13 protein-coding genes are annotated in these 14,611 nt (G+C 73.2%); 7 read left to right on the plus strand and 6 right to left on the minus strand.

The window, feature by feature from the left end:
• Nucleotides 1-35: 35 nt before the first annotated feature.
• Complete coding sequence (locus OG710_RS17140; RefSeq protein WP_330240122.1) at nt 36-1,142, minus strand: citrate synthase 2; 1,107 nt, start codon at nt 1,140-1,142, stop codon at nt 36-38.
• Nucleotides 1,143-1,265: 123 nt separating this feature from the next.
• Here OG710_RS17140 and pdxH point away from each other — a divergent pair, with 123 nt between their 5' ends.
• Nucleotides 1,266-1,901, plus strand: coding sequence for a pyridoxamine 5'-phosphate oxidase (gene pdxH, locus OG710_RS17145; RefSeq protein WP_330242271.1), 636 nt, complete (start codon nt 1,266-1,268; stop codon nt 1,899-1,901).
• A 296-nt stretch (nt 1,902-2,197) separates the two neighbouring features.
• Here the strand turns inward: pdxH and OG710_RS17150 are convergent, their stop codons facing one another.
• A complete protein-coding gene (locus OG710_RS17150; protein WP_330240123.1) occupies nt 2,198-2,953 on the minus strand; it encodes an SIS domain-containing protein in 756 nt (251 codons plus the stop codon).
• A gap of 184 nt (nt 2,954-3,137) precedes the next feature.
• On the opposite strand from OG710_RS17150, the gene OG710_RS17155 reads away from it, so the two are divergent.
• Nucleotides 3,138-3,830 (plus strand): metal-dependent transcriptional regulator, encoded by a 693-nt coding sequence (locus OG710_RS17155; protein ID WP_330240124.1) that lies wholly within the window; start codon nt 3,138-3,140, stop codon nt 3,828-3,830.
• Nucleotides 3,831-4,326: 496 nt separating this feature from the next.
• Nucleotides 4,327-5,220 (plus strand): alpha/beta fold hydrolase, encoded by an 894-nt coding sequence (locus OG710_RS17160; RefSeq protein ID WP_330240125.1) that lies wholly within the window; start codon nt 4,327-4,329, stop codon nt 5,218-5,220.
• A gap of 50 nt (nt 5,221-5,270) precedes the next feature.
• On the opposite strand, the gene OG710_RS17165 is transcribed toward OG710_RS17160, so the two are convergent.
• From OG710_RS17165 to OG710_RS17175, 3 genes are read right to left on the minus strand one after another with little or no spacing between them, the layout of a single operon-like run.
• Nucleotides 5,271-6,932, minus strand: a complete 1,662-nt coding sequence (locus tag OG710_RS17165; protein WP_330240126.1) for a transporter — start codon at nt 6,930-6,932, stop codon at nt 5,271-5,273.
• Nucleotides 6,929-7,759, minus strand: coding sequence for an ABC transporter ATP-binding protein (locus tag OG710_RS17170; protein ID WP_330240127.1), 831 nt, complete (start codon nt 7,757-7,759; stop codon nt 6,929-6,931). The genes OG710_RS17165 and OG710_RS17170 overlap by 4 nt, the downstream gene beginning before the upstream one ends.
• A 45-nt stretch (nt 7,760-7,804) precedes the next feature.
• The gene (locus tag OG710_RS17175; RefSeq protein WP_330240128.1) at nt 7,805-8,482 is read right to left on the minus strand and encodes a bifunctional DNA primase/polymerase; all 678 of its coding nucleotides are present in this window, start codon (nt 8,480-8,482) and stop codon (nt 7,805-7,807) included.
• Nucleotides 8,483-8,775: 293 nt separating this feature from the next.
• On the opposite strand from OG710_RS17175, the gene OG710_RS17180 reads away from it, so the two are divergent.
• Nucleotides 8,776-10,158 (plus strand): transcriptional regulator, encoded by a 1,383-nt coding sequence (locus OG710_RS17180; RefSeq protein ID WP_330240129.1) that lies wholly within the window; start codon nt 8,776-8,778, stop codon nt 10,156-10,158.
• Nucleotides 10,159-10,279: 121 nt separating this feature from the next.
• A complete protein-coding gene (locus OG710_RS17185) occupies nt 10,280-11,716 on the plus strand; it encodes a hypothetical protein (protein WP_330240130.1) in 1,437 nt (478 codons plus the stop codon).
• 81 nt (nt 11,717-11,797) lie between these two features.
• On the opposite strand, the gene OG710_RS17190 is transcribed toward OG710_RS17185, so the two are convergent.
• A complete protein-coding gene (locus OG710_RS17190; protein ID WP_330240131.1) occupies nt 11,798-13,081 on the minus strand; it encodes an ABC transporter substrate-binding protein in 1,284 nt (427 codons plus the stop codon).
• Between the two features lie 174 nt (nt 13,082-13,255).
• Here OG710_RS17190 and OG710_RS17195 point away from each other — a divergent pair, with 174 nt between their 5' ends.
• Nucleotides 13,256-13,702, plus strand: coding sequence for an SCO4402 family protein (locus OG710_RS17195; protein WP_443064330.1), 447 nt, complete (start codon nt 13,256-13,258; stop codon nt 13,700-13,702).
• 28 nt (nt 13,703-13,730) lie between these two features.
• On the plus strand, nt 13,731-14,603 hold the full coding sequence (purU, locus tag OG710_RS17200) for a formyltetrahydrofolate deformylase (protein ID WP_111337004.1): 873 nt from the start codon (nt 13,731-13,733) through the stop codon (nt 14,601-14,603).
• Nucleotides 14,604-14,611 lie beyond the last annotated feature (8 nt).

Raw genomic sequence — 14,611 nt, forward strand, 5'->3', positions numbered from 1 at the left:
CGAGGCCGCGAGGCCCTGCGCGGGGGCGGGCCCGCTCAGGGCCTGTCCGGCAGCTCCCCGTACCCGTCGATCTCCCGCGGGCCGCGCGCGGCCGGGCCCACGTACCGCGCCGACGGGCGCACCAGGCGGCCCGTCCGCTTCTGCTCCAGGATGTGCGCGGACCAGCCCGCCGTCCGGGCGCAGGTGAACATCGACGTGAACATGTGCGCCGGGACCTCGGCGAAGTCCAGCATGATCGCCGCCCAGAACTCGACGTTCGTCGCCAGGACCCGGTCCGGGCGGCGCGCGTGCAGCTCCTCCAGGGCGGCCACCTCCAGCGCCCGCGCCACCTCGTAGCGGGGGGCGCCCAGCTCCTCGGCGGTGCGCCGCAGCACCCGGGCGCGCGGGTCCTCGGCGCGGTAGACGCGGTGGCCGAAGCCCATCAGCCGCTCGCCCCGGTCCAGGGTCCGCCGCACGTACGCCGCGGCGTCGCCGGTCCGCTCGATCTCCTCGATCATGCCGAGGACGCGGGACGGGGCGCCGCCGTGCAGCGGGCCCGACATCGCGCCCACCGCGCCGGACAGCGCGGCGGCCACGTCGGCGCCGGTCGAGGCGATGACGCGGGCGGTGAACGTCGAGGCGTTCATGCCGTGCTCGGCGGCCGACGTCCAGTACGCGTCCACGGCCTTCACATGCCGGGGGTCCGGCTCGCCGCGCCAGCGGATCATGAACCGCTCCACGACGGACTCCGCCCGGTCGATCTCGCGCTGCGGAACCATCGGCACCCCCTGCCCGCGCGCCGACTGCGCCACGTACGACAGGGCCATCACGGCGGCCCGCGCCAGGTTCTCGCGGGCGGTCGCCGCGTCGATGTCCAGCAGCGGTTTCAGCCCCCACACCGGGGCGAGCATCGCCAGCGCGGCCTGCACGTCGACGCGGACGTCACCGGAGTGCACCGGGATCGGGAACGGCTCGGCCGGCGGCAGACCGGGCTCGAACGCCCCGTCCACCAGCAGCCCCCACACATTGCCGAACGAGACGTGACCGACCAGCTCCTCGATGTCGACGCCCCGGTACCGGAGCGAGCCGCCCTCCTTGTCGGGCTCGGCGATTTCCGTCTCGAACGCGACGACTCCTTCGAGTCCGGGTACGAAGTCGGACATCAGGCGGCTCCCTCGGATCGACGGTTGCGCCGGGCGGGCCTCCTGCCCGTCCGGCCACTGCGGCAGGATGGCACCGTGCCCACCCCAGACTCCTCCTTCGATTCCACCACCGATCCGGCCGCGATGCGCGAGCAATACCGATCCGAGAGCTTCATCGAGGACTCGCTCGCGCCCGATCCCATGGACCAGTTCGCGCTCTGGTTCCGTCAGGTCGCCGCCGGCGGCACGCTCCACGAGCCGAACGCCATGGTGGTGTCCACGGCGACCCCGGACGGCCGCCCCTCCTCCCGTACGGTCCTGCTGAAGATGTACGACGCGCGCGGCTTCGTCTTCTTCACCAACTACGGCTCCCGCAAGGGCCGCGAACTGGCCGCCAACCCGTATGTCTCGCTGCTCTTCCCCTGGCACCCGCTGGCCCGCCAGGTCATCGTCACCGGCACCGCGTCGCGCGTCGCGCGCGAGGAGACCGTCGCCTACTTCCGTACCCGCCCGCACGGCTCCCAGCTCGGAGCCTGGGCCAGCGACCAGTCGGCGGTGGTCACCGGCCGCGACGAGCTGGTCCGGCGTTACGAGGAGTTGTCGGCCCGCTACCCGGAGGGCGAGAAGGTCCCGGCCCCGCCGCACTGGGGCGGCTTCCGCGTCGTCCCCGACACGATCGAGTTCTGGCAGGGCCACGAGAACCGCCTCCACGACCGGCTGCGTTACGTCCGCGAGGGCGGCGACGACACCGGGTGGCGGGTGGAGCGGCTCTGCCCGTGACGCGGTACGTGTACGGGGCCCGTCGCGACGGGCCCCGTACACGCGGAAACCCGCAGGCTCTGGGTCCCCCCTCGCGGAGGGAGCCGGCCGGATTCACCGGCGAGCCTGCGGGTCGGTGACTGCTTGGGTTTCGGCGGACAGCCCGCCGAGGTGCACGAAGTGCGACGACGGGCGGTCAGCCCGCAGCCACCTCACGAATCCGATAAGACTGCACTTTTCGGATCACCTCCTTTCGCGTGTACCCCCAGCGTAGGAACCGGCTGGAGCCCGTACAAGCGAATTATCGGAGGATGGGTTCAGTGCCGGTAGAAGATGCGGTCCGCGTACTGGGTCATCACGCGGCCGTTCCACTCGTGGCCGCCGTCCACGTTGCCGGAGCGCAGCAGCGGCGGCTCGATGCCGCGGGCCAGCAGGTTCTCGGCGGCGGCGGCCATCACACCCTGCATGATCGCGCTGGTGACCACGGTGGACGCGGGGGCGAACGGCGCCTCGATGCCGTCCACCTCCAACTCCGCGTCGCCGATGGCGATCTTGCTGTCCAGGACGATGTCGCAGTGGTCGCGCAGGAAGCCGCCCGAGCTGTGCCGGGAACGGGTGTTCTCCGCGTACGCGACCGAGGTGACGCCGATGACCTTGAGGCCCAGCGCACGCGCGTTGAGCGCCATCTCGACGGGCAGCGCGTTGCGCCCGGAGAGCGAGATGATCACGATGACGTCGCCGGCTTTCGCGGGGCTGGAGTCGAGGACCGCGCCCGCCAGGCCGTCCACCCGCTCCAGCGCCGAGCCGAGCGTCGCCGGCATGACGTCCACGCCGAGGGCGCCGGGCACGACCATCAGGTTCATCAGGGCCAGGCCGCCCGCCCGGTAGACGACGTCCTGGGCGGGGAGCGAGGAGTGTCCGGCGCCGAAGGCGAAGAGCCTGCCGCCCGCCTCGACGGTGTCGGCGATCGCGGCGCCGGCGGCCGCGATGTTGCCGGCCTCCTCGTCGCGTACTCGCCCCAGCAGGCCGATCGCCGCGTCGAAGAACTGACCGGCCAGCTTGCTTTCGCTCATCGATGAGGGCCTTTCCGGCAAGGGTGAGATGTCCAGGGGGCGTCCGTACCGCGATCACGGTGCGGTCTGGACCTGTGACCTGTCAATACCGCAGCGTGCACGGCGCGACCGGCGAGGCACGGTTCTCGCCACGATGAGTCAGAATTGGTTGAGGGCCAGCGCACGACTGCATCGAGGGGCACGAATGTCCGGACTGATCGACACCACGGAGATGTATCTCCGCACCATCCTCGAACTCGAAGAGGAAGGTGTGGTCCCCATGCGCGCCCGGATCGCGGAGCGGCTGGACCAGAGCGGTCCGACCGTGAGCCAGACGGTGGCGCGCATGGAGCGCGACGGCCTGGTCCAGGTCGCGGGCGACCGCCACCTGGAGCTGACGGAGGAGGGCCGCCGGCTGGCGACCCGCGTGATGCGCAAGCACCGGCTGGCCGAGTGCCTGCTGGTGGACGTGATCGGCCTGGAGTGGGAGCAGGTCCACGCCGAGGCGTGCCGGTGGGAGCACGTCATGAGTGAGGCGGTCGAACGCCGGGTGATGGAGCTGCTGCGCCACCCGACGGAGTCGCCGTACGGGAACCCGATTCCGGGGCTGGAGGAGCTGGGCGAGAACGCCGGGGCCGATCCGTTCCTGGACGAGGGCATGGTGAGCCTGTCCGAGCTCGACCCGGGCAGCGACGGGAAAACGGTGGTGGTCCGCCGGATCGGGGAGCCGATCCAGACGGACGCCCAGCTGATGTACACGCTGCGGCGGGCGGGCGTGCAGCCCGGTTCGGTGGTCAGCGTGACCCAGTCGCCCGGTGGTGTGCTCGTCGGCAGCAGCGGCGAGGCGGCGGAGCTGGACTCCGAGATCGCCTCGCACGTCTTCGTCGCCAAGCGATAGGGCATACAAGAGGCAGGACATCTTTTCGAAGGCCGGGCGTCGGCGGTCGAGGCCGCGGACGTCCGGTCTTCGCCTTTTCCGGTCGGAACCGCAGCGCTCCGCCGCCGTACGTGCCACGCTGTGGCGGAAGGGTAGCCGTGCGTGTCGGCCGCCGGTCCGTCCGGCCGGGGAGGGGAGTGCGATGCGCCCGTCGTACGAGAGCGCGGCCGTCGTCCGTGAACATGCGGGCGGCCCCGGCGCCGCAAGGCACCGGGGCCTGTCCTCCCCTGTGTCCGACCTGGAGCCCCGAGCTCTCGAGGTCGGTCCCGCGGGCCCTCATCCCCGAGTGGCCCGCCTCCCGGTGAACATCTCCCCGCAGCTGCCGCCGTCAATCCTGGGAAGCAGTCACTCGTACGAGCGGTGTTGCCCGCCGTACCCCGGTGTTCGAATAGGAGTTCGATAGTCTGGCCGAGATGACCGACCGGTGACCCAGGGAGAGAAGGGGGTGCCAGCAGCTATGGCGCGGCGCATCGATGTGACCGGAACGGACGGCGTACGCCTCGCGGCCTGGGAGTTCGCCGGGCCGCCCGAGACGGGCGCGGACGGCCCTCGGGCCCCCGCCGTCTTACTGCTGCACGGCCTGATGGGCCGCGCCTCGCACTGGGCGTCCACCGCCGCCTGGCTCGCCGAGCGCCATCGCACGGTCGGCCTCGACCAGCGCGGCCACGGCGACAGCGGGAAGCCCGCCGACGGCCCCTACACCCGTGACGCCTACGTGGCGGACGCGGAAGCGGTGATCGAACAACTGGACCTCGGGCCGGTCACCCTCGTCGGTCACTCCATGGGCGCGCTCACCGCCTGGCAGCTCGCCGCCAAGCGCCCCGACCTGGTCCGCGCCCTGGTCATCTGCGACATGCGCGCTTCCGCGCTCGGCGCGGCCTCGCAGCGCGAGTGGGAGGACTGGTTCCGGACCTGGCCGCTCCCGTTCGAGTCACGGGAGGCCGCCCGGCGCTGGTTCGGCGAGGAGGACCCCTGGGTGGAGCAGCCCAACCCGTCGCGCGGCGCCTTCTACGCCGCGGTGATGGAGGAGGCGGCGGACGGCTGGCGGCCGGTGTTCTCCCGCCGCCAGATGCTCGCGTCCCGCGCCACCTGGGTGTACGACGCGCACTGGGAGGAGCTGGCCCAGGTCCGCTGCCCGACGCTCGTGCTGCGCGGGCTCGACGGCGAGCTGGGGCGGGCGGAGGCGCAGGAGATGGTCCGGGTGCTGCCGCGCGGGCAGTACGCGGAAGTGGCCGACGCCGGCCACCTCGTGCACTTCGACCGGCCGGAGGACTGGCGCGCCGCGGTCGAGCCGTTCCTGGAGCAGTCGGCGGAGGACAGCCGGGACGACCGCGAACCGGTCGCCCCGTAACGGGCCCGCCGCCGCTTCCCGCTTCCCCGTAAAAGCCTGCCGCCCGGCGGTCAGCCCTTGCTGACCGCCCACAGGATCTCCGGCAGCCGGCCCGCCATGCGCGGGGCCGCCAGCCGCAGCCCGGCCCAGGCGATCAGCGCGCCGTACCCGCCGCCCACCGGCAGCAGCACCCACAGCCAGTCCGTGCGCCCGGTCACGTGCAGCGTGACGGTCAGCGCGATCACCGGCGCACTCAGCACCGCCGCCGAGACCATCCCGCCCAGGATCGAGATCCAGGCGATCCCGGCCTGCCCCGGCGCCACGTTCTTGAACGCGCCCTCCTGCGGCACCGAGTACGGGAAGCTCACCGACGCCATCGCGCCCGTCGCCAGCATCGCGCCGAGCAGCGCGAACGACAGCCCCACCACCCCCGGCAGCACCGGCCAGTCCGCGAGCAGCGCCGCCGTCACCACCGCCACCAGCACCGTGTACGGCAGCGTGATCAGCAGCAGCGCCAGCGCCCGTGCCCGCAGCTCCAGATACGCGTCCCGCGTCGAGGACACCGTCTGCGCCACCATCCAGAAGGCCGAGGTGTCCTGGCCGAACTGGTTGTACATCTGGATGCCGAGCATCCCGGACGCGAAGCAGGCGAAGTACACCGAGCCCTGCCCCTGCACGGCGTTGATCAGCGGCACGATCAGCCCGACCGCCAGCGCGGTCACCCAGGCCGCCTTGGTCTTCGGATCGCGCGCCACATAGCGCAGCGAACGCTGCATCACCGTGCCGGTCCGGCCCTGCGGGAGCAGCGCCCACAGCCCGGCCCCGGTCCGGCCGGTCCGCTCGCGGCCCGGCTCGGCGGCGGCGGTCGTGGAACCGTCCGGCGCGGTCATCAGCCGGGTCAGCGTGCGCTGCCACAGCCACAGCAGCGCCACCAGCGCCGCCGCCGCCAGCAGCAGTTGGGCGGCGGCCCGCCCGTACGCCCCCTCGGCGGCGGAGCCCACCGCGCCCACGGCCGAAGCGGGCGGCAGCCAGCGCACCACGTCCGCCGCCGGTTCGAGCGCGGACAGCCCGCCGGCCCGGCCGAGCCGCTGGATGCCGAAGTTGACGACCTGGATGCCCACCGCGATCAGCAGGCCGCTCAGGACGGCCAGGTCGCGGCCCTTGCGCGAGGTGAGCAGCCGGGTGTTGGCGGCGGCGACCGTACGCGCCAGCGCCACGCAGACCAGCAGCGTCAGCGGCACCGCGAGCACCGCGCAGACCACCGCGCCCGCCCCGCCCGCCAGCGCCGCCACCCCGCCGGCCGCCAGGCACAGCGTGAACAGGGGGCCCAGCCCGATCAGCGACGACACCAGCAGCGCGGTGATCAGCGGCCGGGGCCGCAGCGGCAGCATGACGAGCCGGGTCGGGTCCAGGGTCTCGTCCCCGGCCGCGAAGAACAGCGGCATCACCGCCCAGCCCACCGCCACCACGGCGACGAACAGCACCACCAGCGCCTCGGCGTGCGCGTGTCCGCGCAGCAGGACCAGCCCGAACACCTGGCCCGCCGCGATCAGCAGCGCGGTGACGACCGACACCACGTAGACGGCCCGGCGCCCGGCGGACTGGCGCAGCCCGTTGCGCAGCAGTGCCAGCTTGAGCCGCGCGAAGACGGGAATCAGCGCCGAGGCCCCGCCGGAACCCCCCGCTCCACCGGTACCGGCCGAACCGCCCGCCGGGGCGTCGAGCACGCTCATCGGGCGCCGCCCAGCCAGTCAAGGCCCTCACCGGTGTCGCGGTCGCCCGCGCCCACCAGCTCCAGGAAGGCGCTCTGCAACGACGGCGCCTCCCCGCGCACCTCGGCCAGCGGGCCCTGCGCCCGGATGGTGCCGGCGGCCATCACGGCCACCCAGTCGCACAGCGACTCCACCAGCTCCATCACATGGCTGGAGAACACCACGGTCGCCCCGGACCGCGTATAGCGCTCCAGGACCTTGCGGATGGTCTGCGCCGAGACCGGGTCCACGCCCTCGAACGGCTCGTCCAGGAAGAGGACTTCGGGGTTGTGCAGCAGCGCGGCGGCCAGCCCGATCTTCTTCCGCATCCCGGTCGAGTAGTCGATGACGAGCTTGTGCTGCGAGCCCGCCAGATCCAGCACGTCGAGCAGCTGGGTGGCCCTGCTGTCCACCTCCTGCCCCGGCAGCCCGCGCAACCGGCCGGTGTACGCGAGGAGTTCGCGGCCGGAGAGCCGTTCGAACAGCCGCAGCCCCTCCGGCAGCACCCCGATCCGGGACTTCACCGCGACCGGGTCGCGCCAGACATCGCGCCCACCGATCTCGATGCTGCCCCCGTCCGGCCGGAGCAGCCCGGTGACCATGGACAACGTGGTGGTCTTCCCCGCCCCGTTGGGCCCCACGAGCCCGACGAACCGGCCCGCCGGCAGCACCAGATCGATGCCGGCGACCGCCGTCTGCTCACCGAACCGCTTCCACAACCCCTCGACGCGCACCGCGGGCGGCGTCGCCCGCGGTGCGCCGGCCTCCACGTCCCGGCCCGTCTCCCCGTGTGCTGCCCGGTCCGCCATGTACACGCCCTTCGAAGCCAGCCCCGTACGTACGTGGGGACCAGCCTACGAAAGGCCGTCGCGGGCGTCCGCCGCCACCCGGCCGCAGGCGTACGCCAGCGGGCCGATCAGCTCCTCCACCTCGGGCAGCCAGCGGTTGGCGGTGGTGGGGCAGCGGGCCCACTGCACCGCGCCCGCCCCGCCGATCCGGGTGGGCGGCGCCACCACGTACGCGCCCTCGCCGACCCCGCGCAGCCCGATCGCCGGCGCGTTCCAGCCGGCCCGGCGCGCCAGGTCCTCCGTCTTGGCGGCGGCGCCCGGCAGCACGAAGAACTGCATCCGGCGGTCCGGGGTGCGGGTGACCGGGCCCAGCGGCAGGCTCATCCGCTCCAGCCGGGCGAGCGCCAGGAAGCCCGCCGACTCCGGCACGTCCACCGCGTCGAAGGCGCGCCCGGTCGGCAGCAGCACGGCCGCGTCCGGCTGCCGCGACCACATCCGGCGGGCCGCCGCGCCGCTGCCGGTGGCCCCGCCCGCCCAGTCGTCCCCGACGGGATGGCCGCCCGGCGCGGCGCACCCGTCGTCGCCGCACGAGCACCGCCGGCCGGAGCCGGCCGGCTCCAGCCAGGTGCCGGGGCAGACCTCCCAGTGCCGCTCCTCCGCGTACCGCACGGCGGCTTCGAGTAACGATTCGGCGCGCTGGCGCGGGACCTGCGCCGCTTCCTTGACTCCGATGGGCTCTTCCACGCCCGGCTCAACTACGGGCTTCACGAAGAGTTACGGCCCGGTCTCCCACGGTTCCGCACGCGGGGCGCACGGATGCATGGGCGGGGGCGCGCAGGAGAGGGCCGCCCTCCGGGTGGGTAGCTGGATACGGGACATCCGGGCGGGGGCGATGCGTCGCGGCATTTTAGTGACCGCACGTGACGAATGAGGTGAGTCGCGCGGAAAGTGACCAACACGATGAATCAGCGCATTTCTCAGTCATATGTCGGGCAGTGATCCCGCCATCGATCACCGCGGCCCCAGGGGGATACACCATGGCAGCCAGGCCACTTGTCGCACGCCAGCCGAACGAACGGCTCCAGGCGCTCATCCAGGAAGCCGGATGCTCCAACGCGGGCCTCGCCCGCCGCGTCAACATGGTCGGGGCCGAACGCGGCCTCGACCTGCGCTACGACAAGACGTCCGTCGCCCGCTGGCTGCGCGGCCAGCAGCCGCGCGGCCGGGCCCCCGGCACCATCGCCGAGGCGCTGGGCCGCAAGCTCGGCCGTACGGTCACGATCGACGAGATCGGCATGGCCAACGGCAAGAACCTCGCCTCCGGCGTCGGCCTCCAGTTCGCCCCCACGGTCATCGGGGCGATCGAGCAGGTCTGCGAACTGTGGCGCAGCGACGTCGGCCGCCGCGACTTCCTGACCGGCTCCTCCGTCGCCTCCTCGGCACTCGTGGAACCCAGCCGTGACTGGCTCATCACCGGCGCAGACCCGCAGGTCGAGCGCACGGCCGGCTCCCGCGTCGGCATGCCCGACGTCGAGGCGGTGCGCGCCACGACCGCCGCGCTGGTCGACCTCGACCACCGCTTCGGCAGCGGCCATGTGCGCCCGGTCCTCGTCCATTACCTCAACAGCGTGGTCTCCGGCCTGCTTTCGGGTGCCTACCGCGAATCGACCGGCCGTCAGCTCTTCGGCGCCGTCGCGCGGCTCACCGAACTCGCGGGATACATGGCCGTCGACACCGGTCAGCCCGGCCTCGCCCAGCGCTACTACATCCAGGCGCTGCGCCTGGCGCAGGCGGCCGGCGACCGCGCCTACGGCGGCTATGTGCTGGCCGCCTCGATGAGCCATCTCGCCGCCCAGCTCGGCAATCCGCGCGAGATCGCCCAGCTCGCCCGCGCCGCCCAGGAGGGCGCCCGCGGCCGGGTCACCCCGCGCGCCGAGGCGATGTTCTACGCGGCGGAGGCGCGCGGCCACGCGCTCCTCGGGGACGCGCGGACCTGCCTGGAGGTGGCCGGGTGGGCCGAGGCGGCCCTCGACCGGGCCGACCCGGACAGCGGGGACGACCCGGACTGGATCGCCCACTTCGACCACGCCTACCTCGCGGACGAACTGGCCCACTGCCACCGCGACCTCGGGCAGGCGGAGGCCGCCGCGCGCCGGGCGAAGGAGTCCCTGGACGGCCACCCGGAGTCCCGCGCCCGCCGTCGGGGCATCGGCCTCGCGCTCCTGGCCACGGCCCAGGTGCAGATGCGCGAGGTGGAGCAGGCCTGCCACACGGGGACGCGGGCGATGGAGCTGCTGGGCACGGTGCGTTCCAGCCGGGGCGCGGAGTATCTGGAGGACCTCCAGCAGCGTCTGCTGCCGTACGGGGACGAGCCCGCGGTACGGGAGTTCGGCGCCCGGCTGGAACTCCAGGCGGCCTGAGAGCGGCCGCCTTGTCACACCTGTGTCACGGGCCGGTGGAGGACAACGGGCGCTTGGCAAGCGTCCGCTGCCACCCGGTAGCGTGAGCCGACGATTCCGTAGTTGACGTGTAGGAGTCCCGGTGACACAGAGCGGACAGGGCGACGAGCAGCAGCCCCCTGCTGTACGGCCCTCGGACGGCGGTCAGCCGTGGGGCCCCGAGCCCGACGCCGGCCGGCCCCCGTCGTACCAGCCGGGTCAGCCCCCGCAGCCCCCGTACGACGGCGGACCCGCCTACGGCCAGGGCGGACAGCCGTCGTACGGCCGGCAGCCCCCCGCGTACGACCAGGGCTACGGCGGGCAGCAGCCCTCCCCGTACGGCCAGGGCCAGGGGCAGGGGCAGCCGCTGCCGCCCGCGCAGCCCCAGCCGTACGCGCAGCCCCTGCCGCCCGAGGCCGGGCCCGCCGCGCCCGGCGGCGACGCCGACGCCACGCAGTTCATCGCGCCGATATCCGGCGGGCTGCCGCCCGAGAGCCCGGCGGAGTCCACCCAGTTCCTCGGGCGCGCCCCGCAGTCCCCGCAGTCCCCGCAGTCCCCGCAGCCCGGTTTCCCGCCGGGCGGGCCGGACGCCGAGGCGACGCAGTACATTCCGCCCGTGCCCGGCGGCGGCGCCCCGTACGGCGAGCGGCAGCCGCCCGCCGAGTTCGACAACCTCTTCCGCAGCGACGTGCCCGAGGGCGCGACGCAGCAGATGCCCCGGATCGACCCGGCCCCGCAGGCCCCGCGGCAGCCGGGCCACCCGCAGCAGCAGGGCCACCCGCAGCAGCAGGGCCACCAGCAGCCGGGTCACCCGCAGCAGGGCTTCCGGCAGCAGCCGCCCCCGCCCCCGTACCACGGGCCGGTGCACGACGACGACGAGGACCGCGGCGGGCGGCGCAAGAAGTCCGGCGCCGTGCCCCTGATCGCGGCCGTCGTCGTCGGCTGCGCGGTCATCGGGCTCGGCGCGGGCGCGCTGATGAGCGGCGGCGACGAGGACGACAAGGCCAAGGAGCCGGTCGCGTCGGCCAGCACCCCCTCCGCCGGTGAGCCGACGGAGAAGGAGAAGGAGCAGCCCCCGGCCGACCCGGCGAAGCCGCAGGCCGAGGCGCTGGACAAGCTGCTCGCGGACAGCAACAACAGCCGGGCGGCGGTCGTCGGAGCGGTCGAGAAGACCAAGACCTGCACCGACCTGGACAAGGCGGTCTCCGACCTCAAGGGCGCCGCCAAGCAGCGCCGCGACCTGGTCACCCGGCTCCAGGGCCTGTCCCTGGACAAGCTGCCGAACCACGAGCAGCTGAGCGCCTCGCTGACCAAGGCGTGGCAGGCGTCGGCGTCGGCCGACGACCACTACGCCGCCTGGGCCGCGCAGGCCAAGAGCAAGAAGGTCTGCAAGCACGGCCACGCCCGCGCGACCTCGCACACGCGGGCGGCGACCGCGAAGAGCGGCGAGGCCAGCGCGGCGAAGCGGCAGGCGTCCGCGCAGTGGAACAAGATCGCGGAGAAGTACGGCCTCACCAAGCACCAGGCGACCGAGCTCTGAGCCCACGGCGCCCGGTACGCCGCGCGGCCCGCACCACCCCCCACCGGTGGTGCGGGCCGCGGGCGGCCCCGGACGGTCGGCTCAGCGGCCGGCGCTGGCGTCGACCAGGGTCTCGGTGACGTCCACGAAGCCCTTCCGCGTGGCGACCAGCCGCCCGTTCCGCACCACCTGGAGCGTCACCTTGGTGTTGACGATCCGGGGGTACGACTTCGAGCCGATCATGTCCTCGTAGTGCCAGCGCAGCGCGGGCGTGAGGCCGCCGGTGTCCACCCGGTCGCCCTGCTGCAGCGCCGCGGTGACCTTCCCGGCGGTGATGTCGGGCTCCCGCATCGCCTCGACGAGCGACCGCAGCACGGTGTACGCGATCCAGGTCGTCTGCACGCCCGTGTCGTCCGGGTCGATCCGGTTGTCGCCGAAGGCGTGCTCGCGGATCACCCGGCGCATCTCGTCCCACCGCGCGTCGCCCGGCGGCGGGTACCAGCCCGTGACGTACGCCCCCTCGAACGGGCTGTTCCGGCCGCCGGTGCGGTCGATGAGCGGCTGGTCGACGCTGCCGAGCACCGAGGCCACCCGCACCGGGGTGCCCTCCGGCTCCAGCCGCCGGAACGAGTCGAAGAACGTCTCCGTGCGGTCCCCGAGCACGGACGTCACACAGCCGCCGCCCGTACCGGCCACGGAAAGGGCCCGTTCCGCCTCCCGGCCGTACGAGGTGGCGTCCTCGGCCGCCGGTATGTCGAGCGGCTCCGGGCGCCCCGCGCCGTCGAGACCGGTGGTCAGCAGCCACGCCTGGCTCCAGCCGGCCAGCGTGTCCGGCCGCACCAGCGAGACCCGCTCGCAGCCCCGGGCGAGCTGCACGGCGGTCCCGGCGAGCAGCGCGGGCTGGCCGCCGGTCAGCGGATAGGAGCTGTAGCTGCTGTACTCCTCCTCGGAGGCGCCGTAGCCGCCGATGTACGGGATGCCGGCGACCTGGAGCGGCGCCATGAACGCCTGCCCGTGCCGGCTGTACGAGCCGAGGACCGCGACCGCCTTCTCCTTGACGGCCCGCCGGGCGCAGTCGCCCGCCCCGGTCGCGGTGTCCTGTTCGTCACAGGTGACGACGCGCAGCTTGTGCCCGTCGATGCCGCCGGACTCGTTGACCCAGCGCCCGTACGCCTGGGCCATGGCGGTCATCCCCGCCATGTTCGCCGCGTCCGGGCCCGTGGTGCCGCTCGGCGCCCACGTCATGACCGTGACGGGCTTCCCGGATGCCCCCGGTCCGCCGGGGAGCGCGCCACAGCCGGTCAGCAGCAGCGCCCCCGCCGCCACCGCGCCGGTGAGCGTTCTGAAGGGGCGGGTGGGGGAAGAGGGGCGTCGCCGTCCGGTCATGGGCCCTGAGCCTTCCGCGTCCGGGGTAACACCGCGCTGTGGACTCGACAACGCTCGGTGACGTCACGGTGAACGCCAGGGGCCGGTCGGGGCCGCCGGGAAGGGAACGTACGATCGACAACCGTGCAGCAAGGTTCCGAGAACTCTTCCCGTCGCGGCCGTCGCTCCTCCACCATGGGCGGCATGCCGCTCAACGACCTTCCGTGGTGGCGCTGGCGCAGCAATGTGCGTTCGGCGCTGCACATGCTCTCCGACCCCGTCTTCCACCACGAGTACTGGCTGGCCGGCCGCGAGGGGTACGGCGACGTCACCGACGCCGTCTACCGCCTCGTCGAGGACACCTGGCTCGACAACTGGTCCGCCGAGAAGTACGTCGGCACGATCTTCCGGGACGCCACCGAGGCCGCGCTCGTGGACGCCGCGGTGCTGCGGGTGCTGCGCATCCTGCACCAGGTCGGGGCGGACGCCCACGTCTCCGTCTATCTGGACCATCCGGGCTGGCCGGAGGCCGTCACGGCCGCGCGCGAGGCCCATGTCCTGCTCTCCACCAACGACGGCGAGGACCCCGATGTCGCGCCCCGGTCCCTGGACGTGCTCCGCATTTTGACTAGGACGCCATGAGCGGCCGCCGGTGTGGCACGCTACGGGGATGACCGCTCCACAGCCCACCGCCTCCGAACAGTACGTCCTCACCCTGTCCTGCCCCGACAAACAGGGCATCGTGCACGCCGTGTCGAGCTATCTCTTCATGACCGGCTGCAACATCGAGGACAGCCAGCAGTTCGGTGACCACGACACGGGACTGTTCTTCATGCGGGTCCACTTCTCGGCGGGCTCCCCGGTCACCGTGGACAAGCTGCGGGCCAGCTTCGCCGCGATCGGCGACTCCTTCGCCATGGACTGGCAGATCCACCGCTCCTCGGAGCGGATGCGGATCGTGCTCATGGTCAGCAAGTTCGGCCACTGCCTCAACGACCTGCTGTTCCGGTCCCGCAGCGGCGCCCTGCCCGTCGAGATCGCCGCCGTCGTCTCCAACCACCCGGACTTCGCCGAGCTCGTCGCCTCGTACGACGTGCCGTTCCGGCACATTCCGGTGACCCGGGACAACAAGCCGCAGGCCGAGGCCGAGCTGCTGGAGCTGGTGCGCGCCGAGAACGTGGAACTGGTCGTCCTGGCCCGCTACATGCAGGTCCTCTCGGACGACCTGTGCAAGCAGCTGAGCGGCCGGATCATCAACATCCACCACTCGTTCCTGCCGAGCTTCAAGGGCGCCAAGCCCTACCACCAGGCGCACGCGCGAGGCGTGAAGCTCATCGGCGCCACCGCCCACTACGTCACCGCCGACCTCGACGAGGGCCCGATCATCGAGCAGGAGGTCGAGCGCGTCGGCCACGGCGTCACCCCCGACCAGCTCGTCGCCATCGGCCGCGACGTCGAGTGCCAGGCGCTGGCCCGCGCGGTGAAGTGGCACGCGGAACGCCGCATCCTGCTCAACGGCCGCCGCACGGTGGTCTTCGACTGAGCGGAACC

Origin of the sequence: Streptomyces sp. NBC_00525 (assembly GCF_036346595.1) — a bacterium.
Taxonomy (GTDB): Bacteria; Actinomycetota; Actinomycetes; order Streptomycetales; family Streptomycetaceae; genus Streptomyces.